Source organism: Roseibium polysiphoniae (genome assembly GCF_014842925.1).
GTDB classification, from domain to species: Bacteria; Pseudomonadota; Alphaproteobacteria; order Rhizobiales; family Stappiaceae; genus Roseibium; species Roseibium polysiphoniae.
The window spans coordinates 1-23,761 of sequence record NZ_JACYXJ010000009.1 but is presented as its reverse complement, the minus strand read 5'-3'; the positions used below and the strand labels follow the sequence as shown (position 1 = coordinate 23,761).

19 protein-coding genes are annotated in these 23,761 nt (G+C 59.2%); 13 read left to right on the top strand and 6 right to left on the bottom strand.

Annotation, left to right across the window (positions count from 1 at the left end; translation table 11 throughout):
- The first annotated feature begins 212 nt into the window (after window positions 1-212).
- The gene (locus IG617_RS21190; RefSeq protein ID WP_192111239.1) at window positions 213-917 is read left to right on the top strand and encodes a ParA family protein; all 705 of its coding nucleotides are present in this window, start codon (window positions 213-215) and stop codon (window positions 915-917) included.
- Window positions 918-1,001: 84 nt separating this feature from the next.
- On the opposite strand, the gene IG617_RS21185 is transcribed toward IG617_RS21190, so the two are convergent.
- A complete protein-coding gene (locus IG617_RS21185) occupies window positions 1,002-2,504 on the bottom strand; it encodes an aldehyde dehydrogenase family protein (RefSeq protein ID WP_192111238.1) in 1,503 nt (500 codons plus the stop codon).
- Window positions 2,505-2,786: 282 nt separating this feature from the next.
- On the opposite strand from IG617_RS21185, the gene IG617_RS21180 reads away from it, so the two are divergent.
- The 4 genes from IG617_RS21180 to IG617_RS21165 all read left to right on the top strand — a co-directional run bounded on the left by IG617_RS21180 (window position 2,787) and on the right by IG617_RS21165 (window position 6,712).
- Window positions 2,787-3,308, top strand: a complete 522-nt coding sequence (locus tag IG617_RS21180) for an isoprenylcysteine carboxylmethyltransferase family protein (protein ID WP_192111237.1) — start codon at window positions 2,787-2,789, stop codon at window positions 3,306-3,308.
- Between the two features lie 193 nt (window positions 3,309-3,501).
- Window positions 3,502-5,088: a peptide chain release factor 3 gene (locus IG617_RS21175; protein ID WP_192111236.1), complete on the top strand. Its 1,587-nt coding sequence runs from the start codon at window positions 3,502-3,504 to the stop codon at window positions 5,086-5,088.
- A 680-nt stretch (window positions 5,089-5,768) separates the two neighbouring features.
- Window positions 5,769-5,969, top strand: a complete 201-nt coding sequence (locus IG617_RS21170) for a hypothetical protein (RefSeq protein WP_192111235.1) — start codon at window positions 5,769-5,771, stop codon at window positions 5,967-5,969.
- An 89-nt stretch (window positions 5,970-6,058) separates the two neighbouring features.
- Window positions 6,059-6,712: a class I SAM-dependent DNA methyltransferase gene (locus IG617_RS21165; protein WP_192111234.1), complete on the top strand. Its 654-nt coding sequence runs from the start codon at window positions 6,059-6,061 to the stop codon at window positions 6,710-6,712.
- 881 nt (window positions 6,713-7,593) lie between these two features.
- Here the strand turns inward: IG617_RS21165 and IG617_RS21160 are convergent.
- Both IG617_RS21160 and IG617_RS21155 read right to left on the bottom strand, forming a co-directional pair.
- A complete protein-coding gene (locus tag IG617_RS21160) occupies window positions 7,594-8,256 on the bottom strand; it encodes an FAD-binding oxidoreductase (protein WP_192111233.1) in 663 nt (220 codons plus the stop codon).
- A gap of 72 nt (window positions 8,257-8,328) precedes the next feature.
- A complete protein-coding gene (locus tag IG617_RS21155) occupies window positions 8,329-10,146 on the bottom strand; it encodes an ABC-F family ATP-binding cassette domain-containing protein (RefSeq protein WP_192111232.1) in 1,818 nt (605 codons plus the stop codon).
- Window positions 10,147-10,357: 211 nt separating this feature from the next.
- On the opposite strand from IG617_RS21155, the gene IG617_RS21150 reads away from it, so the two are divergent.
- The 5 genes from IG617_RS21150 to IG617_RS21130 all read left to right on the top strand — a co-directional run bounded on the left by IG617_RS21150 (window position 10,358) and on the right by IG617_RS21130 (window position 16,443).
- Window positions 10,358-10,834: a BA14K family protein gene (locus tag IG617_RS21150; RefSeq protein ID WP_254170670.1), complete on the top strand. Its 477-nt coding sequence runs from the start codon at window positions 10,358-10,360 to the stop codon at window positions 10,832-10,834.
- A 211-nt stretch (window positions 10,835-11,045) separates the two neighbouring features.
- Complete coding sequence (locus tag IG617_RS21145; protein ID WP_192111231.1) at window positions 11,046-12,632, top strand: peptide ABC transporter substrate-binding protein; 1,587 nt, start codon at window positions 11,046-11,048, stop codon at window positions 12,630-12,632.
- Between the two features lie 115 nt (window positions 12,633-12,747).
- The gene (gene oppB, locus IG617_RS21140) at window positions 12,748-13,671 is read left to right on the top strand and encodes an oligopeptide ABC transporter permease OppB (RefSeq protein ID WP_192111230.1); all 924 of its coding nucleotides are present in this window, start codon (window positions 12,748-12,750) and stop codon (window positions 13,669-13,671) included.
- 11 nt (window positions 13,672-13,682) lie between these two features.
- The gene (locus IG617_RS21135) at window positions 13,683-14,810 is read left to right on the top strand and encodes an ABC transporter permease subunit (RefSeq protein WP_192111229.1); all 1,128 of its coding nucleotides are present in this window, start codon (window positions 13,683-13,685) and stop codon (window positions 14,808-14,810) included.
- Window positions 14,811-14,820: 10 nt separating this feature from the next.
- Complete coding sequence (locus IG617_RS21130; RefSeq protein WP_254170669.1) at window positions 14,821-16,443, top strand: ABC transporter ATP-binding protein; 1,623 nt, start codon at window positions 14,821-14,823, stop codon at window positions 16,441-16,443.
- 42 nt (window positions 16,444-16,485) lie between these two features.
- On the opposite strand, the gene IG617_RS21125 is transcribed toward IG617_RS21130, so the two are convergent.
- On the bottom strand, window positions 16,486-17,232 hold the full coding sequence (locus IG617_RS21125; protein ID WP_192111227.1) for a GntR family transcriptional regulator: 747 nt from the start codon (window positions 17,230-17,232) through the stop codon (window positions 16,486-16,488).
- Between the two features lie 477 nt (window positions 17,233-17,709).
- Complete coding sequence (locus IG617_RS21120) at window positions 17,710-18,783, bottom strand: dipeptidase (protein ID WP_192111226.1); 1,074 nt, start codon at window positions 18,781-18,783, stop codon at window positions 17,710-17,712.
- A gap of 216 nt (window positions 18,784-18,999) precedes the next feature.
- Between IG617_RS21120 and IG617_RS21115 the strand changes: the two genes are divergently transcribed.
- A complete protein-coding gene (locus IG617_RS21115) occupies window positions 19,000-19,737 on the top strand; it encodes a L,D-transpeptidase (protein ID WP_192111225.1) in 738 nt (245 codons plus the stop codon).
- Between the two features lie 90 nt (window positions 19,738-19,827).
- Here the strand turns inward: IG617_RS21115 and trhA are convergent, their stop codons facing one another.
- Window positions 19,828-20,478: a PAQR family membrane homeostasis protein TrhA gene (gene trhA, locus IG617_RS21110; protein WP_192111224.1), complete on the bottom strand. Its 651-nt coding sequence runs from the start codon at window positions 20,476-20,478 to the stop codon at window positions 19,828-19,830.
- Between the two features lie 269 nt (window positions 20,479-20,747).
- Here trhA and IG617_RS21105 point away from each other — a divergent pair, with 269 nt between their 5' ends.
- Window positions 20,748-21,596 carry a HamA C-terminal domain-containing protein gene (locus tag IG617_RS21105; protein ID WP_276529846.1) on the top strand — a complete coding sequence of 283 codons (849 nt, stop codon included), beginning with the start codon at window positions 20,748-20,750 and terminating at the stop codon, window positions 21,594-21,596.
- Between the two features lie 10 nt (window positions 21,597-21,606).
- Entirely contained in the window at window positions 21,607-23,640 is a 2,034-nt protein-coding gene (locus tag IG617_RS21100; protein ID WP_192111222.1) for a DEAD/DEAH box helicase, read from the top strand.
- Window positions 23,641-23,761 lie beyond the last annotated feature (121 nt).

The following is a 23,761-nucleotide window of genomic DNA, read 5'->3' as shown; positions in this document are numbered from 1 at the left end:
TGCCAGAGGCGGACGCCTTGGCTGCGGCAGCACCCAAGAAACCTCGTCAATTCTCCCGAGGAGCTTGTGCCTGGAAACACTTGGCAGCCTAAGCGATTGAAGCAAAACGCATTATGCAACAGGTATTAAGGGATTGGTAACCATAAACTGGAGACAATCTAATCAACATATCGGACCAGAAGGACCGGTTGTTTGAAACCAGGAGAGATGAGATGCCAGTGATTTCCTTCGCGAACGCAAAAGGTGGAGCGGGCAAGACCACCGCGGCCCTTTTGCTGGCAACGGAAGTTGCCGATCGTGGGAAAAGCGTGACCATCTTCGATGCCGATCCGCAGAAGTGGATTTCGCATTGGGCAGACCTGCCGGGCCGTCCCGCCAAAATCGACGTGGTCAGCCAGATCACGCCTGCCTCGATCACCGAGCAGATCTTGGATGCCAGCGAAAAAGCCGACTACGTCATCGTCGATCTGGAGGGCACGGAGAACCTGGTGGTTGCCAACGCTCTGTCCGTCTCTGATCTGGTCGTGGTGCCGATCCAGGGGTCCAGCATGGATGCCAGGGGCGGCGCCAAGATCCTGACGCTGATCGCCAAGCTGGAAAAGATCGTCAAGCATGACATCCGCCACTGCGTGGCGCTGACCCGTACCAACGCGGCGGTCACCACACGGGCGCTCAAGGCGGTTCAGGAGTTCCTGGCGGTCAAGGGCATCGATGTGCTGATGACCCCGATCGTCGAACGGGCGGCCTATCGCGACCTGTTCGAATTTGGCGGCGGCTTGAAGTCACAGGATCCCAAGACCATCACCAATCTGGACAAGGCGCGCGAAAACGCGGCCATGTTTGCGGCCGAAATCCTGGAGCGCGCCGAAGTTCAGCCGCGCCGCAAGTGGTATCAGGTCTTCAAGAAGGCATCCTGATCGGCCTGAAGACAGACCGGGCAACAGACAGGGCATCTGCGCCCTGTCTGCAGTGTTCCGTCTGCTGATCTTCGGGATCGCGCCCTAGAACGGGTAATCCCGCGGGGTCGACTGGACCGTCACCCAATGGGTGCGGGTGAATTCCTCCAGAACCCATTCGCCGTTGAAACGGCCAAGCCCCGAATTCTTCTCGCCGCCGAAGGGTGCTTCCGGCTCGTCCGCCACCGTGATGTCGTTCACATGGGTCATGCCGGCACGAATGCCGCGGGCAAAGGCGACACCGCGCTCGCGGTCGCCCGAGAAGACCGCGCTCGATAGGCCAAAGTCCGTGTCATTGGCAAGCTCCAGAGCATGGGCCTCGTCACGTGCCTTCAGGATCGGCAGGACCGGCCCGAAGCTCTCGTCCCGTGCAATCGACCACTCCGGACGCACATCCGTAAAGACATGCGGCGGAACGACGTTGCCTTCGGTTTCACCGCTGAGCACATCGGTCGCTCCGTCTTCGCGGGCCTTGCGGATTACTTCCTGAACGCTCTTGACCTGGCTGGCGTTGATGATCGGTCCGACGACGGTCTCGGGGTCCTGTGGGTCTCCGGCCTTCAGCGCCTTGGTCCGTTTGACGACGGCCTCCACGAACGCATCGTGAATGCTCGCGTCAACGATCGCCCGGTTCGTGCTCATGCAGATCTGGCCCTGGTGGAGAAAGCGGCCGACGACGGTCGCGTGCGCCGCCTGTTCGACATCCGCATCATCAAGAACAACGATCGGTCCGTTGCCGCCCAGTTCCAGCGCGATCCGCTTGAGCCATTCGCCGCCGGTTGCGAGTTTGGCGAGGTTGCGGCCGACTGGCGTGGAGCCGGTGAAGGAGATCAGCTGCGGGATCTTGTGTTCAACAAAGTGATCGCCAATCTCGCCGCTTGGGGCGGTCACGACGCTCAGGAGCGCTTTCGGCAGGCCGGCTTCCTCGAAGATCTTGCCAAGCAGAAGCCCGCCGGTCACCGGCGTGTCGCTGGCTGGCTTGAGCACGACCGCATTGCCAAGCGCCAGGGCCGGGGCGACCGAGCGCATGCTGAGGTGAAACGGAAAATTCCAGGGGCTGATCACGCCGATGACGCCGAGCGCCTCGCGGTACACCCGGCTTTCCTTGCCCGGAACATCTGACGGGATCAGCTTTCCCCCCGCGCGCTGCGGGAAGGTCGCGGACGTGCGCATGATGCCGATTGCGGCCTGCACTTCCATGCCGGCCTTGATCACCGTGCTGCCCGATTCCGTCACCAGCCAGTTGATCAGTTCTTCCCGGCGCGCCTCGACGATGTCGGCGGCGCGGTCAAGCACATTGGAACGCTCTGAGGCGGGCTTTGCAGCCCACGCCTTTTGCGCTTCGGCGGCCGCTTCATAGGCTCTGTCGACGTCATCGGCATTGGCACCGGCAATCTCCACCAGCGTTTCACCGGTGAAGGGATTGGTGTCTGCCCGCATCTCGCCGGACGCGCCCTTGCGCCATTCGCCAGCGATCGGCTGCAGGTCGAAATCGGAGTAGGGGGCTGGTACCCAGTTGGAATGATCGTAAATGGACGGAGCGTTCATGGTGTGTGCCTTCCTGGTCGTCTGTGCCGGACTGTTCGGTCGCGCCGGAGCATCTGGTTCCGGTGCGAGATCTCGGCAGGCAAACGGGATCTGTGGACGACAGTTCCATCGCGGCATCGGACAAAAGGTCACGCTCTGATGAACGGCCCACAGACCAGCGGCTGTTGCCGGTCGCGCCGGTAAAAAAGCGTCCACAACTGACAACCGCGGCGTGAGCGTGTAGGGAGCGCGGATGCCTATTGTCGGAATTGCCGGGTAGGGGACCAGGTAGGGAGAGTCTGGATGCCGAATGTCATGATTGCTTTCATCGCTCTGGCCATTGTCTTGCGCCTTGGCGCGCTGGCCATTTCCATGCGCAACGAGAAGCGTTTGAAGCAGGATGGCGCGGTGGAATATTGCGCGCGGACATCCGCGATCCTGGCTCTGACGCATATTGTCTTCTACCTGGCCGCCATCACGGAAGGTCTTTGGCGCGGGGCGCCTCTGTCGTGCGTTGCCGTCTTTGGAATGGCGCTCTACGGCCTTGCCATGTGCGCCCTGGTCTGGGTGATCGTGGTGCTCGGCCGGTTCTGGACGGTCAAGGTGATTGTCGCCAGGGACCACGTACTGGTGACGAACCGGTTTTTCAACCTGATCCGCCATCCCAACTATTTTCTCAACATCCTCCCCGAGCTGATCGGCTTCTCTCTCGCGCTCCAGGCCTATGTCACCCTACTCGTCGGAGTGCCGATCTATCTTTCCGTTCTCCTCCTTCGCATTCGTCAGGAGGAAAAGGTGATGCGGGACAGGTTCGCGCAGTACTGATCGCGCGGTCATTGCGGTGAAGACGGTGCCCCGATCGCATTCTTCTCTGGCCTTTTTCGCCTCGTCCTTCTATGACCTTGCGCCAACGAACCATCAATTCGATCCGTGGTCGAAGACAATGTGCGCCCGGAGTGAAAGCTCCGACGAGCGCCGTTTCTCGCGCCCCGGTCCAAGGCTTTCCGAGGAGCCCTGAATGAGCGCCAGCTACGAAAACCGCCGCACCTTTGCGATCATCTCGCACCCGGATGCCGGTAAGACGACCCTGACCGAAAAGCTGCTTCTGTCGGGTGGCGCGATCCGGGCAGCCGGTCAGGTGCGCGCCCGTGGCGAGCGCCGCCGCGCGCGCTCCGACTGGATGAAGATCGAACAGGAACGCGGCATCTCGGTGTCGTCCTCGGTCATGACCTTCGAGCGGGGCGGGGTCATCTACAACCTGCTCGACACCCCGGGCCACGAAGACTTTTCCGAAGACACCTACCGCACGCTGACCGCCGTCGATGCGGCCATCATGGTGGTCGACGCCGCCAAGGGCATCGAGGCACAGACCCGTAAGCTGTTCGAGGTCTGCCGCCTCCGGGACATTCCGATCATCACCTTCGTCAACAAGATTGACCGCGAGGGCCGGCATGCGCTGGAGATCCTCGACGAGGTTCAGGAAGCCCTGGCACTCGACGTCTCGCCCCAGACCTGGCCGGTCGGCATGGGGTCGGATTTCTTCGGCGTCTACGACTGGCAGGCCAAGAAATTCCACACCTCCGACGGTGAGCGCGGCGGGCCTTACACCCAGACGAAGGACGTCACCGGACTGGACGATCCGATCCTGACGGAGTTTGCCTTCGACCGGATCATGGAAGAGCTTGAGGAAAATGTTGAGCTCGGGGCAGAAGGCTATGCCGCTTTCGATCACGAGAGCTTTCTGGAAGGTCACCTGACGCCTGTGTTCTTCGGCTCGGCCCTGCGCGACTATGGCATCGAGGAACTGCTCGACTTCATCGCCAAGTTCGCGCCGCCGCCCCATTCCCAGTCCGCCACCGGCGGGCGCACGATCACGCCTGATGAAAACAAGGTCACCGGCTTTGTCTTCAAGGTGCAGGCCAACATGGATCCCAAACACCGGGACCGCATTGCCTTCTTCCGCCTGTGCTCTGGCACGTTCAAGCGCGGCATGAAGCTGAAGCACGTGCGCGCCGGCAAGCAGATCGCCGTCACAGCTCCGATCCTGTTCTTCGCCGAAGAGCGCGAGATCGCCGAAGAGGCCTTCCCGGGCGATGTTATCGGCATCCCCAACCACGGTCAGCTGCGCGTCGGTGACACGCTCACCGAGGGCGAGGACATTCACGTCACCGGTCTTCCGGCCTTTGCGCCTGAAATCCTGCGCCGGGTGCGTCTGGGTGACACCATGAAGGTCAAGCAGATGCGCCAGGGCCTGCAGGATCTCGCGGAGGAAGGCCTGGTCCAGATCTTCAAGCCGGACCTTGGGTCCAACTGGATCGTCGGCGTCGTCGGCGTTCTGCAGCTCGATGTTGTGGTGGACCGTCTGAAGGCGGAATATGGCGCGGAGATCGGCTTCGAGCCGGTCAATGTCTCCACGGCCCGCTGGATCGAGACCGATCCGGCGACGCTGCAAAAGATGATCGAAACCCACCGCATGTCCATCGCCAATGACCGCGATGACCGGCCCGTGTTCCTGTTCAAGAACGCCTGGGAAGTCGGCTATGTCGGCGAGAAGTACCCAGATGTGAAATTCCGCGAAACCCGCGAGATCGTCCATACGGCATAAGGAGAGGGCTCGCCTTTCTCAACGTCTTCCCGGATGAGCGCAGCGGAGATCCGGGATCCAGTACGCCCGGACCTCACGGCTCATGCCGAAGCGCCGGCGACTACTGGATCCCTGCCTGCGCAGGGAAAGCAAAGAGGGCGCGGCATTCGCTGAAACCTCTAGCCCCCGAATGAAGCCATGGCCAATGCAAAGCCCCTCATCCCCTCCGTCATGCCATGGCTCGACCATGGCATCCATGCCGTGACCTTGCCACGCAGAATCACTTCGATTTTACGACACGGAACGGCATGGATTGCAGGATCAAGTCCTGCAATGACGGCGGAGGGGGTGGATCACCATCTGGCCGACGACAGTCCTCTCCTTTGTCATTGCCGGGTTTGTCCCCGAACCACCCGCGGTCATCCCCGGCTTGTACGGGGATCCAATCCACATCGCTATCAGATGAGCAGTCGTGAGTGAGTTGGAAGTCGCCGCCGCGCGTCCTGCTTTGATCTCCACGCCTCGGGAACCAATAGCTCCCCGCACAAGGCGGGGATGACGTCCCAGATTGAAGCGAGACATTGCGGTTGAAAACACACTCTCCGTCGTCATTGTCGGGCTTGTCCCGGCAATCCAGGAAGGTTCGCGGCAGACACAGGAAGAGTGGATCCTCGGGACACGCCCGAGGATGACGCCAGTGGATGTGGCAGGTCCTTGCCACAAACTCCACGCCTTCCCGGACGAGCGCAGCGGAGATCCAGGATCCGGTACGCCCGGACCTCACGGCTCATGCCGAGACCCTCGAGCTGGCTTTCTTGAACGCGATCCTGGCCTTGCATGACAACTCGGCGCTGTTAGTCTCGAGGCTTCAGCCCTTTGACGCGTTGGAAGACACTGTCTGATGTCAGACGGTGTCTTTTCGCTGTGCCTGGGCTGACACGCGACCAGACACGGCACACAAGACCGCCCAAGACATTGCCAAGGATTTGATATGACAAGCGACAGCACCTTAGAGCCAGCCGGTTTTGTCTCCCTGAAGCAGGGATCAAGCGACCCAGATGCCATCGGCGATTACTACAACAAGTGGGCGGGGTCCTATGACGAGACGCTGGCCACCTGGGACTATGCTGCGCCGGAAGAGGTGGCTGCACTGACCGCGCCGCATCTGGAAACGGGCGCTGCCATCCTGGATGTGGGTTGCGGCACCGGATTGGTGTCAGAGGCGCTCGCGCGCCACGGCCGTTTTGACATTCACGGCATTGACCTGTCCGAGGTATCTCTTAAGCAGGCCGAGGCGCGCGGCACATATGCCCGGCTCACCTGCTACAACATGAAGAACCTGCCCCTTCCGTTTGAGGAGGGGGGCTTTGATGCGGCACTTTCGGTTGGCGTTCTGACCTATATCGAGGATGCCGAACCCCTGCTGCGCGATCTGTGCCGCTGTGTCCGCTCCGGCGGCGTCATTGCCTTCACCCAGCGCACGGACCTGTGGGAGACGCGCAACTTCAGCGCCTTGCTCGAGCGCCTGGTGAAAGACGGGCTTTGGACCGTGCTGCACAAAAGCGAGCCGCGCAGCTACCTGCCCGGCCACGAGGACTTTGCAGACGAGATCAAGGTCATCCACACACTCTGCCAGGTCGTGTAACGAGCCTCGACGGATCGCGCGCGGGGCACTCTGGCGGGGTATCTCCGGTCCAGGTGAAGAGGCTTCAGTATCCCCATGGTCGTTATTGTCGGGCTTGTCCCGGCAATTCAAGAAAACTGGCCGCAAAGCATGGAGCAATGGATCCTCGGGACAAGCCCGAGGATGACGCCAGTGGGTGTGGTCTAGCCTTGCCCGTCGCTCCCGCCTTCCCGGACGCAGCAACGCGGAGATCCGGGACCCAGTGTGCCGGGACCCTATGGTTCCTAGCGCACCGCCTGCGATTACTGGATCCCTGCCTACGCAGGGAAGGCAGATAAGAGAAACAGAGCTCATTCCTTACTCGGATGGTACCGAGCTTATCCCTCATTCGGGTGGGGATAGACGCCAAGCAAAGTATTGAAAACACGCCCACTGCCTATGAATAGCCGAAACTTATCCTCCCCCGCAGGACCTGTCGTATCATCCATGATGTTCCTGCCATCACGGGGCCGAGTACGGACCGTCCGTTCGCGGTGGTGGGGACCGGGTTTCGAGGGGCTTTCTGCCGTGTAACGGACGGCGGAGGGCGCCGGTGACTGGCAGATTGGGCTTGCAGCGGGGGGTGACGCTGCAGATCTCAGGCGCGTCTCGTATCTGGCAAACCGGAGGACGCTCTACCTCCGGCGCGCAGAAAAGAGAAAGGCGCGCGCTCAGTCATTTGGGACACGGAACCTGGGCAGGCGCAACGGCCTTGCACATCCCAACTTCCTAACCACCGTCCGGCAAGTCCGGAGCGCCTGCCATCCCGTTTCTGACGGGAAACTGAGACAAGCCGAAACGCCGGGGAGACATCCTGCGGCGGGATTGGTGCTGGCCGAACGGCAAACGCACTCCGACAGACCTCAGTCGCTCAGGTCCACCGCATCGGCTTCGACGCCAAGGTCGGACAGAGCCGTCTGGACCGCGTCCATCATGGGCGGCGGGCCGCAAAGGTAGAAGCGCTGGTCGAGATCATCGACGACGGAGCGGATCAGCTCGGCATCCACATGGCCGTGGCGCATGCCCGGCTGGTGTTCCTGCGACAGGACGTGGGTGACGGTCAAACCGCTCATGGCCTCCAGCTCCTCCCGGCAGATGATGTCGCGGGCGCGGCTGTTTGCAAAGATCAGGTGGTAGCCGGTCAGACGGCCTTTACCGTCCAGGTCGCGCAGGATCGCCAGGAAGGGGGTGATGCCCGCACCGCCGGCAATGAAGACGCCTTTGCCCTCGTCACGAAAGGTCTTGAAGGGCGCGTCGATCAGAACCGTGTCGCCAGCCTTCAGGCCGTGCAGGCGCGTGGTCACGCCATCATGCGCGGGGTAGCCCTTGATGGTGAATTCGAGTGCGCTGTCGCCCGGCCCGGAGGTCATTGTGAAGGGGCGTTTTTCATCGCGCCAGCCCTCCATATCGAGCGCCAGTTCGGTGGCATCACCCACCTGATAGTCGAAATCCGCGGGCCGCTTGAAGCGGAAGCGTTTGACGTGGTGTGTCACCGGATCGCTGGCAATAAGGGTCGTCTTGTGCATGGCTCGTCTCCTCGTTTTCGTGAAGGAGAACGTGAGGACTGCGCAAGAGTTCCCGTCGCCGGAGGAGGGAGCTCAGCCCTCGTTCAGCATTTCCAGCTCGAGCCACTGTTCTTCGGCAGTGTCTTTTTCTGTCGCGAGATCAGATATTTGTGCGGAGATCTTGGCAAATTTATCCGGGTTCTTCACGTAAAGCTGCGGGTCGTTCATCTCCAGCTGAAGCTGCTCAAGCTTCGCTTCAAGTTTTGCGATCGTGTTTGGAAGGGTCTTCAGAAGATGCTGCTGGGTGAAGGAGAGTTTCGACTTCGTCGCCGGCTTGGCCGCGGGCTTTTCGCCGGGCAGTCCGTCCTTCTGTTTCAGCGCCGCCTGCTTGGCAGCCTTCTCGGTCTTGCGGGCGGTCACGCCTTCGCCGCGTTGGGTCAGCATGTCGGAATAGCCGCCGGCATATTCGCGCCACAGGCCGTCGCCTTCAGAGATGATGGTCGAGGTCGCAACCCGGTCGAGGAAGTCACGATCATGCGAGACGATCAGGGCCGTGCCCGGATAATCTGCCAGGAGTTCCTGCAGGAGATCGAGGGTCTCAAGGTCGAGGTCGTTGGTCGGCTCATCGAGCACCATCAGGTTCGACCGGTTGGCCAGCGCTCTGGCCAGCATCACGCGGGCCCGCTCGCCGCCGGACAAAACGCCAACCGGCGTTCGTGCCTGCTCCGGGGAGAACAGGAAGTCCTTCATGTAGCCGATGACGTGTTTGGTCTCGTCGCCGATCACCACCGTGTCGCCGCGCCCGCCGGTCAGGACAGAGGACAGCGTGTCATTGGGGTCAAGGTTCTCGCGCTTCTGGTCGAGGGTGACCATCTCCAGGTTCGTACCCAGCTTGACCGTGCCGGCATCGGGTGCGAGCTCCCCGGTCAGCATCTTGAGCAGCGTCGTCTTGCCGGCGCCGTTTGCCCCCACCAGGCCGATGCGGTCGCCGCGCTGGATTCGGGTCGAGAAGTCGGTGACGATGGATCGCTCGCCGTAGGTCTTGGAAACATGCTTGGCTTCGATCACCAGCTTGCCGGAGACCTCGGCCTCGGTGGCCGCCAGCTTGGCTGTGCCCTGGGGCCCGCGGTGCTCGCGCTTCTGCTTGCGCAAGTCCGCCAGCTCGCGCACCCGGCGCATGTTGCGCTTGCGCCGTGCGGTGACCCCATAGGTCATCCAGTGCTCTTCGCGCTTGATCTTCTGGGCAAGCTTGTGCTGGTCCTGCTCTTCCTGTTCCAGCACTTCGTCGCGCCAGGCTTCGAACTTGCCGAAGCCCTGGTCCATGCGCCGGGCCGTGCCCCGGTCGATCCAGACCGTTGCCCGCGACAGGTTTTCCAAAAAGCGCCTGTCGTGCGAGATGATGACCATGGCGGACTTCAGGCTCTTCAGCTCGCTTTCAAGCCACTCGATCGCGGGAAGGTCCAGATGGTTCGTCGGCTCGTCGAGCAGAAGAATGTCCGGTTCCGGCGCGAGGGTGCGCGCCAGGGCCGCCCGGCGTGCCTCGCCACCCGAAAGGTTCGACGGGTTCTCCTTGCCGGTCAGCCCCAGAACGTCGAGGAGGTATTGGGCCCGGTAGGGGTCATCTCCGTCGGTCAAGCCCTCGTTCACATAGTCGAGGGTCGTCGCATAGGCGCTGAGGTCCGGCTCCTGCGGCAGGTAGCGGATGGTGCGGCCGGGTTGAAAGAAGCGCTCGCCGCTGTCGGCTTCAACAATGCCGGCTGCGATTTTCAGCAGCGTCGACTTGCCCGAACCGTTGCGGCCAACAAGACAGATGCGCTCGCCTTCGGACACGGACAGCTCGGCGCCGGTCAAAAGCGGTGTTCCGCCGAAGGTCAGATGAATGTCGCGCAGGATCAGAAGCGGTGGGGCCATTATGGATCTTTGACTGTCTTGTGATGTGCCGTCCGGGCGGGGCCGGGTGCGGGCAGGGTATGAGTTTGCGACAGGAAAACGATCCGCCCGCCAGTTGCAAGCCTTTTTGATCGGAAGTGATCCAGATTTTGGCGCGATTTTCAGTTAAGATGACGATCTGCGCTCGAGGAAGCGGCAGCGGGGTTCGGGGGCGAACCGCGGGAGTGACCGAATGACGAGGCAGTTAGAGCCAGGGAAAATCGCACCAAACTTCATGCGCGTGAAGGCTGCCTTTCTGGCGTCGATCGCCAGCGCAGGCCTGATGTTGACGGCCATTCAGGACGCTGAGGCCGGTGGGCGTCATCACAATTACCGCGGCTATCACGGCGGGTTTTATGTCGGCAATGGCGCCGCTGTCGCGGGCGTGATCGGTCTTGCCGCAGGCGCGATCGTCGGATCGGCACTGGCCGCCCCGCGTTATTATGGCGGTCCGGTCTATTACGCTCCGCGCCGCTATGCCTATCCCTCAAGGGTCTATGTCGCGCCGCGTCCGCGCTATCGGGCGCCGGTTTACGCGCCGCCGGTGCGCTACGGCGCTGCGCCGTTCACGCCCGAGTGGATTGCCTATTGCGCCCGCAAATACAAATCCTTCAATCCGAGAACTGGCACCTATCTGGCCTACAGCGGCAAGGTCCGTATGTGCCGCTAAGGTTGTGTTGCGGTTGAACTGATCGGGTAATATTTTCGAAAAGTCACGCGCGATCGAAATTATTTTTCGATCTGTAATATTGCAGTGCATTATTTTCATTGTGGACGCTTAAGTTGTGGAAGATTTCCTTACGGAACGGTTGCTTACGCGCTGTGACCATGGAATCGTGCGGCCATCGTTTCAGATGTCAAAACAATGAGGGGAGATCGAAATGATGAAATCTTTGCGCATGTCCGCATTGGCCGCGGTTCTCATGGCCACCACATCCGTCGCCGCCATGGCGGAAGTCGTCTATCACCGCGGCAACGCCGCGGACCCGGAAACACTTGATCAGCACAAGACCTCAACCGTCTATGAGGCGCATATCCTGCGCGATCTCTACGAGGGTCTCGTTGCCTATGGCGCCGATGGCAAGGTCATTCCAGGTGTTGCCACCGATTGGGCGGTTTCCGACGACGGCACGACCTACACATTCACCCTGCGAGACGATGCCAAATGGTCCAATGGCGACCCGGTCGTCGCTGGTGATTTCGTCTATTCCCTGAAGCGGATCATGTCGCCTGAAACCGGCGCGAAATACGCGACGGTGCTCTACCCGATCCTCAATGCAGAGGCGATCAACAAGGGCGAGAAGCCGGTTGATGAGCTCGGCGTCAAGGCGATCGACGACACGACGCTGGAGATCAAGCTGGCCTCCGCGACGCCCTATTTCATCGACCTTCTGGGTCACCAGACCGGATTGCCGGTGCACCCGGCCACTGTCGAAAAATTCGGCACGGATTTCGTCAAGCCGGAAAACATCGTCACCAACGGTGCCTACACGCTGACCGAATTCATCCCCAACGCCCATGTGAAGGCGGAAAAGAATCCGAACTTCCACGGTGCAGCGGATGTGGCCATCGACACGGTCTATTTCTATCCGACCGAGGATCGTGGCGCGGCTCTGCGCCGCTTCCAGGCCGGCGAGCTTCACACCAACAATGATGCCCCGACCGAACAGGTCGACTTCATGCGCAAGGAGCTTGGCGATCAGTTCCGTGTCGCGCCTTATCTGGGAACCTATTATTACGCCCTGAACCACGAGGATGAGGCGCTGTCCAATCCGGATGTGCGTCAGGCGCTCTCCATGGCGATCGACCGTGAATTCCTGGCCGATGAGATCTGGGGTTCCACCATGGTCGCCGGCTATTCCTTTGTGCCGCCGGGCATCGGCAACTACGGCGAATCGGCTTTCGCCGACTACAAGGACATGTCCATCATCGATCGCGAAGACAAGGCGATCGAGCTGCTGACCAGGGCCGGTTACGGTCCTGACAATCCGATCACCCTGACGATCAACTACAACACGTCCGAAAACCACAAGAACACGGCTGTCGCCATTGCCGACATGTGGAAGCCGCTTGGGGTCGAGGTCGAGATGATCAACACCGACACCAAGACCCACTACGCCATGCTTCGCGACCGGGGAGACTTTGATGTCGCCCGCGCCGGCTGGATCGGTGACTATTCCGATCCGCAGAACTTCCTGTTCATGGTCGAAAGCGACAACGACGGCTTCAACTACGCCCGCTACAACAATCCGGAATACGACAAGCTGATGGATGATGCTGCGGCGACCGTTGATCTGGAAAAGCGCGCCGACATGCTCAAGCAGGCCGAAGCGATCTTCATGCGCGACCTGCCGTTCATCCCGCTGATGTACTACGGCTCCATGAACCTGGTCTCCGATAAGGTCGCCGGTTTTGAGGACAATCTCCTCAACATCCATCCGAGCCGCTGGATGAGCATTTCCGAGTAAGGCATGATAGAAGGCCGGTGGGGTGATCCCGCCGGCTTTTGTGCCGGCTGCTTTGAGGCAAGGTGGCGTCAGACCACCGAAAACAACAAGAACCTAAAGTATCAAGGGCCAGGTCATGCACCGCTATGTGCTGGGACGACTGTTGGGGGCGATCCCGACCCTCTTTCTCATTGTCACGATTTCATTTTTCCTCATCCGCATAGCTCCTGGAGGCCCCTTCGATCTGGAGCGGCCACTCGAAGCCAAGGTGATGGAAAATCTCAATCGGATCTACCATCTGGATCAGCCGCTCTGGAACCAGTATCTGCTCTATCTGAAGAGCATTGCTGCACTCGATTTTGGCCCGAGTTTTTATTTTCGCGACTTCACGATCAACGAGCTCTTCGCCCAAAGCCTGCCGATCTCAATTCAGCTGGGACTGACTGCTCTGTGCGTCGCTCTTTTTATCGGCGGCGTACTTGGGATCATCGCAGCTCTGCGTCAGAACCAGGCCACTGACTACACGGTCATGACCGCAGCAACCTTGGGCGTGACCATTCCCAATTTCGTCATTGCCCCGATCTTGACGCTCACCCTGGGCGTCTGGCTCGGCTGGCTTCCGGTCGGCGGCTGGAACGGCGGGGCATTCCTCAATGTGATCCTGCCGGTGGTCACATTGGCTCTGCCTCAGGTGGCGGTGGTCGCGCGCCTGACCCGGGGGTCGATGATCGAGGCCTTGAGGTCAAATCATGTGCGCACGGCGCGGGCTTATGGCCTGACCAACTACATGGTCATCGTTGTCCACGCCCTGCGCGGCGCGGTCCTGCCCGTGGTGTCTTATCTGGGGCCCGCAGCCGCCGCCCTGCTGACCGGCTCGGTCGTGGTCGAAACCATCTTCGGCATCCCCGGCATTGGCCGCTATTTCGTTCAGGGCGCGCTCAACCGTGACTACACGCTCGTCATGGGGACTGTCGTTGTCGTCGCCTGTTTCGTCATCCTGTTCAACCTCATCGTGGATCTGCTCTATGCGCTGCTCGATCCGCGTGTGCGCTACGATTGAGGAGAGCCGGCATGACCCCAACTTCACTAGAGACCGGCAAGACCCCGGCCAAGGGACGCTCACTTTGGGATGACGCCCGCGACCGCCTGCTTGCTAACCGGGCCGCTGTCGCCAGCATGATTGTTCTTTCGGCAATCACCTTGATCTCCATCCTTGGCCCGATGCTGTCGCCTCACTCCTTCGACAAGGTCTATCGCGGCTATGTCAAGGTGCCGGCCAGCCTGTCGGCCTATCCCAAGCCTGACGAGATCGAGCCGGCGTTTCGCACCCTCCTGAAGCGCGCGCGGGTCACCATCGTTGACTATGCCCGCGAAGGCGATGAGGTGGTCGTGGACATCACCTCCAAACGCGAGATCGATCCGCGAACTGTCCGCTACGTCGACCGCAGCGACATGTTCGAAAATGCCGTGCTCGAAGGCTTTGCGGCGGACAAGAAATCAGCGGTCCTCAGGGCGGACATCAACTTCGTGCACTTCTATTTCGGCACGGATGCAAACGGCCGGGACATGATGACCCGAACCTTCATTGCCGGGCGTGTCTCCCTGACCATCGGTCTTCTGGCGACAGTGGTGGCGATCACCATCGGCGTCATTTATGGGGCTACGTCCGGCTATCTCGGTGGCCGGATCGACCAGATGATGATGCGGGTCGTTGATGTGCTCTATTCGCTGCCCTTCATCTTCTTCGTCATCATGCTGGTGGTCTTCTTCGGCCGGAATTTCATTCTGATGTTCATCGCCGTCGGCGCAGTGGAATGGCTGGATATGGCCCGCATCGTGCGTGGCCAGACGCTGACCATCAAGCGTCAGGAGTATGTTCAGGCGGCGGAAGCCATGGGCGTCAGCGATGGCGGCATCCTGAAACGGCATATCATTCCCAACACGCTCGGACCGGTCGTTGTGTACATGACGCTGCTGGTGCCAAAGGTCATTCTCCTGGAGAGTTTCCTGTCCTTCCTCGGCCTTGGTGTCCAAGAACCGATGACCAGCTGGGGTGTTCTGATTTCCGAGGGCGCGCGGAACCTTCAGGGTGCGCCCTGGATGTTGATCTTCCCATCGATCTTCCTGACCTCAACGCTGTTTGCATTGAATTTCATCGGTGATGGTCTGCGCGATGCGCTGGATCCCAAGGACAGGTGAGGCGAAGATAATGACCGAAACAGACACCAATCCGGTTCTCACGATCAGCGGTTTGACCGTGGACTTCGACACCCCAACGGGCCCCGTTCACGCTGTGCGTGGTGTAGACATCAACGTCAGGGCCGGTGAGACCGTTGCCATCGTCGGTGAGAGTGGTTCGGGCAAGAGCCAGACCATGATGGCCGCAATGGGACTGCTGGCCTCAAATGGCCGGACGTCGGGCGAAGTGACCTATCAGGACCGGAACATCCTCGGGATGTCGGTCCGTGAACTCAATCAGGTGCGCGGCAAGAAGATCACCATGATCTTTCAGGAGCCGATGACCTCGCTGGACCCGCTTTACACGATCGGTCGCCAGCTGGCAGAGCCCATGGTGGTTCACGGCGGACTGTCCTGGAAAGCGGCACAGGCGAAAGCGCTCGAGCTGCTGGCGCTCGTCAACATTCCCGAGCCCGAGCGCAAGATAAAGGCCTATCCTTACGAGCTGTCGGGCGGTCAACGCCAGCGTGTGATGATTGCCATGGCGTTGGCCAATGACCCGGATGTGCTGATTGCCGACGAGCCAACGACCGCGCTTGATGTCACCACGCAGGCCCAGATCCTGGAGCTGCTGGCGGATCTGCAAAAACGCCTCGGCATGGCGGTTATTTTCATCACCCACGACCTCGGTATCGTCCGCAAGATCGCCGACCGTGTCTATGTAATGAAGGACGGTGAAGTTGTGGAGACAGGTGAGACCAGGCCGATTTTCGAGACGCCGGCCCACCCTTACACCCGCATGCTGCTGGACGCCGAACCAACCGGATCCAAGGCGGTTGTGGACCCCAAAGCGCCAATCCTTTTGGAGGCGCAGAAGATCCAGGTGGCCTTCGCCCTTGATGCCGGGTTTCTGACGCCTTCGCATGTGTTGAAGGCGGTGGATGATGTGTCCTTCTCGCTGCGCCGTGGCCAGACGCTCGGCATCGTCGGAGAGAGTGGATCGGGCAAGTCGACCCTTGGCCGAGCCGTCCTCAATCTGCTGCCGGCGTCAGGCCGGGTCGTTTTCAACGGTGAGCTGATTTCCGGCAAGAACCGGGCCTCCATGCGCGCCCTGCGCCGGAACATGCAGCTGGTGTTCCAGGATCCTTTCGGCTCTCTCAGCCCACGTCTGACCGTCGGTCAAATCATCTCTGAGGGTCTGTTGGTGCACGAGCCGTCCCTGTCGGCCAGGGAGCGGGACGAAAGGGCCTGTCAGGCGCTGGAAGAGGTCGCTCTCGATCCGGTCATGCGCAACCGCTATCCGCATGAGTTCTCCGGCGGGCAGCGTCAGCGCATCGCCATCGCGCGCACCATGGTTCTGAAGCCCGACCTTGTGGTGCTCGACGAGCCGACGTCGGCCCTCGACCGGACCATTCAGAAGCAGATCGTCGATCTTCTTCGCGATCTCCAGACCGCTCATGGCCTGACCTATCTCTTCATCAGTCATGATCTCGCCGTGGTGCGTGCAATTGCCGACACGGTGATGGTCATGCAGCGTGGCAAGGTGGTTGAAGCCGGCCAGACGGAAGATATCTTCGAGGCACCGCAAAGCGCCTACACCCGGGAACTGATCGGCGCAGCACTGTTGACCCAGAGCCATCTGGCCGAGGGGTAGCGCGCGTCGATCGGCGTTTCTGAGCGAAGCGTCAAGGCCGTTTCAGGCGCTTATGGCGGGCAGATGAGGCATTGCGTCGTCTGCGAAGACGGTCTTGTGGACTTCCGGCGCCAGTTTCTCCAGGGACAGGCCGATGTGATCGCTCAAAACACGTTGGGCGCAATCGGCCTCGCGCCGCGCCATCGCATCGACAATCTCGCCGTGAGGGTCTGACTGAAGTTCTTCCCAGAGAATGTCGCCCTGGTGCCTGGAGACCACAAAGCGGTGCAGCTGGATCAGCGTGCGCTGCAGGATCGGTTCAAGCATCGGCATATCGGCAATCTGGAAGATGCTCATGTGAAAGGCCCGGTCGACCTCCGTGCAGGCAAAGACATCGCGCTCTGCCCGGCATGTCAGATAGAGCGTCGCCAGCTCGCGCAACCGCTCGCAATCGCAGTTGGTGGAGCGGGCGACGGCCCTTTCCATGCCGGCACATTCCAGATTGAAGCGGATCCGGACCAGAACGGCGGCTTCCTCGTCGGTGGTCCGGGTCACATAGGTCCCTTGATAGCCGCGGCGGTCGACGAGGCCGTTTTCCTGCAGCGAAAGCAGGGCCTCACGGACCGTTCCCTGGGAACAGTCGAATTCGGCGGCAAGGGATTGTTCGGTAATCGGACTGTCAGGCGTCAAAATGCCCAGCAGGATCTGCCGTTTGAGTGATCTGTAGACCACGCTTGATTTTCGCGCGCCTTTCGGCCCTGAAAACGGGTTTGTCCCAACCTCGGCTGCCCCGACCTCGGTAAATGTCATATGCCTGCTGTCCCCCCCAGCAACGGCACGACACATCTCTTTGCATGTCAGGCACCAGCGTCCTACCCAAAAGGCAGGTGCCCAAACGTTCTATCCATGGTTTGAGCCAATGACTCACCCCATGGGAACAGCGCTATCGATGGGGTCGTGCGTGTCCCTTTTTCCTGCCCGCCGCGCGTCCGGTTGCGTGTCTTATCCTTGAAACGGGCAAGTTGCTTTTCAGCTGGTGCCCGGCAGCGGCCTGTTTCGGCCTTTCAGGTGCGACATCTTCATCCGGCGTTGCTGCAGGTTGTGTTTCGTTATGGTCGCCAAAATCGGTTTTGACCCGGAGATCAGGCTGCTCTCACCTACTGAAATGCAACCACACCGATTAGCGTTTGTCGCAAAAGTGTAACAAAGGTGGTTCCAAAATCCTCCGAAACTTTCCGAAACTGACAATGTATAAGATCACAAATGCGCGAGCAGAGGCGTTTTCGATCAATTCTGTGTGCGCTCAAGCACGGAGAGCCAATTTTTATACGCAATTTTTACAATAAGTGCGTCTCCGAACCCGGCCGCGCGAAACGCTTCGATCAGAGCCGGCAATTTGGCCGAGTCGGAAACCGCGCTGGGTGTCATGCAGCCGTCGAAGTCCGAGCCGAGCGCGACGCCGTCCTCACCCAGCCTCTCCACCAGATAGGCCACATGGCGAACCATGACCTCCACGGGCGTATCGCGCTTGTAGGCGCCGTCCTCGCGCAGAAAGGCGACGTGGAAATTCAGCCCGACCAATCCCTTGCTCTCGGCGATCGCATCCAGCTGCTTGTCCGTGAGGTTGCGCGCATTCTGGCACAGAGCATGGACATTGGAGTGACTGGCGACCAGCGGCGCGTCGCTGAGACCGGCCACGTCCCAAAAGCCCTTCTCGTTGAGGTGGGACAGGTCGATCAGGATGCGCAGGTCATTGCAGGCGGCAACCAGCGCCTTGCCCGCATCGGTCAGGCCCGGGCCAATGTCGGGGGAGGCGGGGAACTGCATCGGCACACCATGGGCAAACACGTTGTTCCGGCTCCAGACCGGCCCGAGTGAGCGCAGGCCCACCCCATGGAGAACCTCCAGCGCGTCGAAATCGGTATCGATCGCCTCAGCGCCTTCGATGTGAAGGGAAATCGCCAGAATGCCGCGCTCGATACAGTCCCGGATCTCGCGCACGGTCCGGCAGACGCGGATCTGGCAGTTGGACTGGCGCTCGAGCCGGTAAGCCTCCGCAGCCATCTTCATCGTGAAGCCGAGCGCCTCGGCCTGACCGATCTCGACATAGTTCTGCGGATCGTTCGGATTGTAGGGCTTGGAGAAATCCTGGTGGATGTTGGAGGGCACGAACATGGCAAACAGCCCGCCGGCAAAACCGCCTTCGCGGGCCCTTGGCAGATCCAGATGACCGGTCTCCGCGCGCTGAAAGAAATCGGTCGCCCGGTCCGTGCCCCGGGCAACCACCCGTTTCAGGAGCGTGTCATTGTGGCCGTCGAAAACGGGAATGGGGGCTGAGGCAGACGGGGAGGTGGCAGTCATGAGATATCCGGCAAAAGAGGAGGCCCGGAAAATGAGGCGGGCAAAAACAGGAAGGACCCTAAAGGTGGCCCTTTTTGAGCGCGCTGGAAAGACCTGGTTATCGAAAATGTGACCGTATGGCAGGGCCTTGCCGCACAAAGCACCTTGCCAAGACGCGCCCTTCTGGCCCATGACAGGGGCATTGCTGCATCTTTTTATAAAATCATCGGAGTTTTCATGCCGAGGAAGTTGAACGACCCGTCCCCATTGGGCGCCCAGTCAGGCGATGGGTCTCATGTGTCGCGCCGCCTGTTCACGCTGGGCGGTCTGGCGGGCCTCGCCCTGCCGCTGGCCGGCTGCTACACCGTCGGCCTTCCGGGCCAGCCGCCCCTGCCGGACGAAACCTTCGACTATGACGCCGCCTATGCGGAACTTCCCGACGGCGAATTCACCTGGCCGGCCATCAACTACAAGGCCTTCGACCGCAAGTTCCTGCGCCAGGTGGTCGACTTCAAGTCCCGCGAAAAGCCGGGCACGATCATCGTCGATCCCTACAACAACTTTCTCTACTGGACCTTGAGCCCGAAAAAGGCCCTGCGCTATGGCATTGGCGTCGGCCGGGCCGGCTTTGCCTGGTCGGGAGAGGCGCTGATCCGGGTCAAGCGCGAACATCCCATCTGGCGCCCTCCACGGGAAATGATCGCCCGCAAGCCGTCCCTGGAACGCTACTGGAAAGACGGCTATCCCGCGGGCCTGAAGAACCCGCTCGGTGCCCGGGCGATGGACCTGTGGCAGGGATCGGTGGACACGCTCTACCGCATCCACGGCACCAACCAGCCCAGCAGCATCGGCAAGAGCGTTTCCTCCGGCTGCATCCGCATGTGGCAGCAGGACGTGATCGACCTGTTCGAGCGGGTGCCGCTCAGAACCAAGGTCATCGTGCTGCAGAAGGACGAGGAAGACAGCGAGGCCTGAGAAGGCCCGTTTTAGAGACCGAACACGGCGGGCGCTGCCTGGACCCTCAAGGAACCGAGGGGCCCGGGCGGCGCCCGTTTCTTTTGAAAATCAGCTGCCTGAAACCGGCCCCAGCGCCACGTCGTTCAGCACTGCCGAGAAGTGGCAGACGGCAGCGGCCAGAACGAAGGCGTGCCAGATGGCGTTCTGGAACGGCAGCCGCTTCCAGGCGTAAAACGCCGTGCCGACCGTATAGAGCAGGCCGCCGGCGATGATCATCCAGAAGCCGAAATTCGACGCATTGTCCATCAGCGGCTTGAAGGCGAAGACCACCACCCAGCCGAGCGCGAGACACAGCGGCACGGTGATCTTGTCGATGCCCTGAAGCGGGGTCAGCTTCAGGATCGCCCCGGTCAGGGCGCCGGTCCAGATCACCGCCAGAAGGATGCCGCCGGTCCAGCCGCCGATGATCATGGAGGCCAGCGGCGTATAGGTGCCGGCGATCAGGAGAAAGATCGCCGCATGGTCCAGCTTGCGCAGGATGCCGGTCTTGTTGTCCTTGGCCAGCATGTTGTAGAGCGCCGAGCAGATCAGCATGGCCAGCAGGCAGCCGGCATAGATGAAGACCGACACCTGCCGGCCCAGATCGGCTGTGTTCCACAAGACGGCCACAAGGGTGATTAGGGCCGCAATCCCCAGACAGATCCCGATCACATGAATGGTCCCGTCGGCAATCTTCTCCGGCATAGTCTGAACGCGCAAAGGCCCACCCTCTTCCTTTTACGTTAAGGTGAGCCAAGGGTGCCCCAAGCGGCGCGGAACTTCAAGATGGGGTGTAGAGGAATGGGGGAGTAAGCGACAGCTCGTTCCGTTTTTCAGCAACGTGGCAATCTGCCACAAAACGATGACGACAAGGGCAACTATCGATCAGTGGGATCTGGTTTAGTTGTATTAAACTTGTGATTATGATTTAGGTTGTATTGAGCTTGCCTTAAGTTGAAGGGCAATTCGAATGAGCTACACAGAGCAGCATGCACCCCTATCTGACTAAGCCAGCCTGCATTTTATCTCTTGTGACAGACAAAGATGAGAGCGCGGAAAGCTACTGCGCTGGCTTTGAATTGAGTGAATGGCGGTGTGATGGGCTCGCAGATAATCTCATGGAATGGATTACTGACTACGCACTTAAATCAGATGAGTTGCGCAACACCAACCACGCAAACATCTATGTTCGCTTACAGCAAGCCGCCTCAAGGGTATACATTAGTGAAAACTATAAACGGCGCGGTGAGGTGGGTGAGATTGCAGCCCACGCAATTTGCCGAACCTTCTTTGATACGATGCCAGTTGCTGCGCGGGTCAACTATCTAAGTGCGTCAAACGATCCGGTTAAAGCATTCGACTTGGTGCATGTTCGCTATCTAGAGGGCGACAAATTCGAACTTTGGCTGGGTGAGGCCAAGTTTTTTAAGTCCCGTGATGCCGCCGTTAAGGATGCCATCGCGTCAATTGAAAGCCATGTCAACGCAGGATTTCTCAAAAACGAGAAGCTGCTGCTTGGACCGCAAATCTCAGACGATATCCCACACAGCGATAGGATTAAGGCGTTACTCGCTTCAGAGACCTCGTTGGATGCTCTGATCGAAAATGCCGTTTTCCCTGTAATAATCGCGGCAAACAGCGATGCAGCCGTGAACAATTCTAGGCCATGCGATGCATATGCGGAAAGCATAACCGATGAGATGAATGCGCTTTGGGGCCGGCTAGCGTCATCAGGGCTTACTAAGAAGATCAAGCTGAGACTGATTTATGTGCCTCTTGCTGACAAAGATAAACTCAACGCTGCGTTCGATACTCGCCTAAAAGGGCTTCAGAATTAAGGCGAACAACATGCCTACACTTGATATTGATTGGAGTGCGCTAAACGCACTGCGAGGAGCGGAGTTAAAGCGAGCCACCTTCAAGGCTATTCAGCAGGCGGCTTTTTGCATTCAAAGCACGGACATTGACGATCCATCTGTACTTGAAGCCGTGCCGAGACTCTCTGAGCTTGTTAGCCTCCATCAACACGAACTTGGTGCGTACAAACAGCTGGTTAGTTCACTCGCAAGGTCAACTGGCTTGTGGAATTACATTGATATAGAAAGCGCCGACGCAAGCGACGCTTTCGTAGCTGAGGCTGCAACCGCACATGAGCTTGGGGACGTCACTTTTCATCGCGAGCAGATAAATGCACTGGACGCGCTACTTGCGGGACGAAATCTTGTGCTGAGTGCGCCGACCAGTTTTGGCAAAAGCCTGCTCGTCGATGCTCTGCTTGCGACAGACAAATATAACCGTATTGCCGTAGTGTTACCTACAATCGCACTTCTCGATGAGTTTCGGCGGCGTTTCAGGGATCGTTTTGCTGACAAGTTTAATGTGGTGATGCATCAAAGCGAGACGTCAACAGATGGTCCAACGATATTCCTAGGTACGCAGGAGCGATTGATTTACCGCGAAGACTTTGGCCAATTGGACCTAACTGTTGTCGATGAGTTTTATAAACTTGATCCGGCCCGACGTGATGATCGCAGCGTGACCCTGAATGCGGCAGTGTATCGCTTGCTAAAACGCTCGAAACAGTTCTTTTTCCTCGGCCCCAACATCGATAAGGTTTCCGTCGCACCTGATGCAAGATGGAACTTCGAGTTTCTCAGGACGCGGTTTTCGACCGTTGCAGTAGACACGCTTGATCTCCAAAAGGTCAAAAACAAACGTGAAAGACTGATTGAGGAGATTGGCGAAGATCGAAATTGGCCGGCACTCGTTTTCATTTCATCGCCGGGGAAAGCAAATAAACTGGCCATCGAGCTTTCAGAGCAAATGGCAGTTTCTGAATTTAGCAGCGAGTTTTCGAAATGGTTGAAGGAAAACATCGGCCCCAAGAATTTCCTATCTGAGGCCGTTGACTATGGTTTTGGAGTTCACCATGGCCGTATCCCACGCGCAATTGCAGCGCATATGGTTCGACTATTCAACCAGCGGAAACTTCCAGTTCTCTTGTGCACGTCAACCCTTATTGAGGGTGTGAACACAGCCGCAAAAACCGTGATGATTTTTGATAAAACCATTAACCGCGACAGTTATGATTTTTTCACATTCTCGAACATACGGGGACGTGCGGGCAGGCTGGGAGAACATCATGTGGGACAGGTGATGGTGTTCAATGATGTGCCAGAACAAACCGAGCTGGAAGTTAGTCCTACCATGTTCGCTGACGATGATGACTTGCCTGATGAGTACATCATCCACATTGATAAGCCAGACAGGTCAAGTCGTTCTGACGACCGTTTCCGCCACTATAGGGACCGTCTTGAGCTTGATGGAGATGACCTGAAACTTGCATCTTCGATCGGCCTCGAAACAGCTATTCAGATCAAAGAAGCAGTGCACAGATCACTGAGCCAAGAGGACTTACTGATTTGGAGCAACTGGCCACGATGGCCAGAGATACATGAAGTATGCGAGGTTTTTTGTGAGCCACAGAAAGTGGGTTCATTCGGGGCATTCAACACAAGGCAACTCGCAACACTAATCAACAAACTTAGGCATGCGACGTCGCTTAAACGATTTTTGCTTGACCAAGATGCAAGCTATCCCGGCAGGCCGGAAGAGCAAGACAATATCTTCAAGTTCTTAAGGGCCTGCGAGTATGGATTGCCACAGAACTTTGCTCTTGTAGAGCTGTTCGTTCGTCAAATTGAGCCTAGCGCTGATTATAGCCTCTTCCTTGGAAGTGTCGCCAGTTGGTTTCGACCCGAAATTCTAAAGGAACTTGACGAGGAAGGCGTCCCAATTCAAATTTCAGAACGGTTTAATGTTGAAGGGTTTAGCAAGTCAGAACTTAGGGCGCGGCTCTGGAGCGAATGCAACTCGCCGTGACCTGCCACTGAACTTTCATCCAGCTGCGACTTGAGCCCGATTGGTGCTTACGCCATTCGACGCAGGTAGAGCAATCGCCCGTCGCGCGGAGCTGTCAGATCGCGTAGCGGGTCGGGCGATT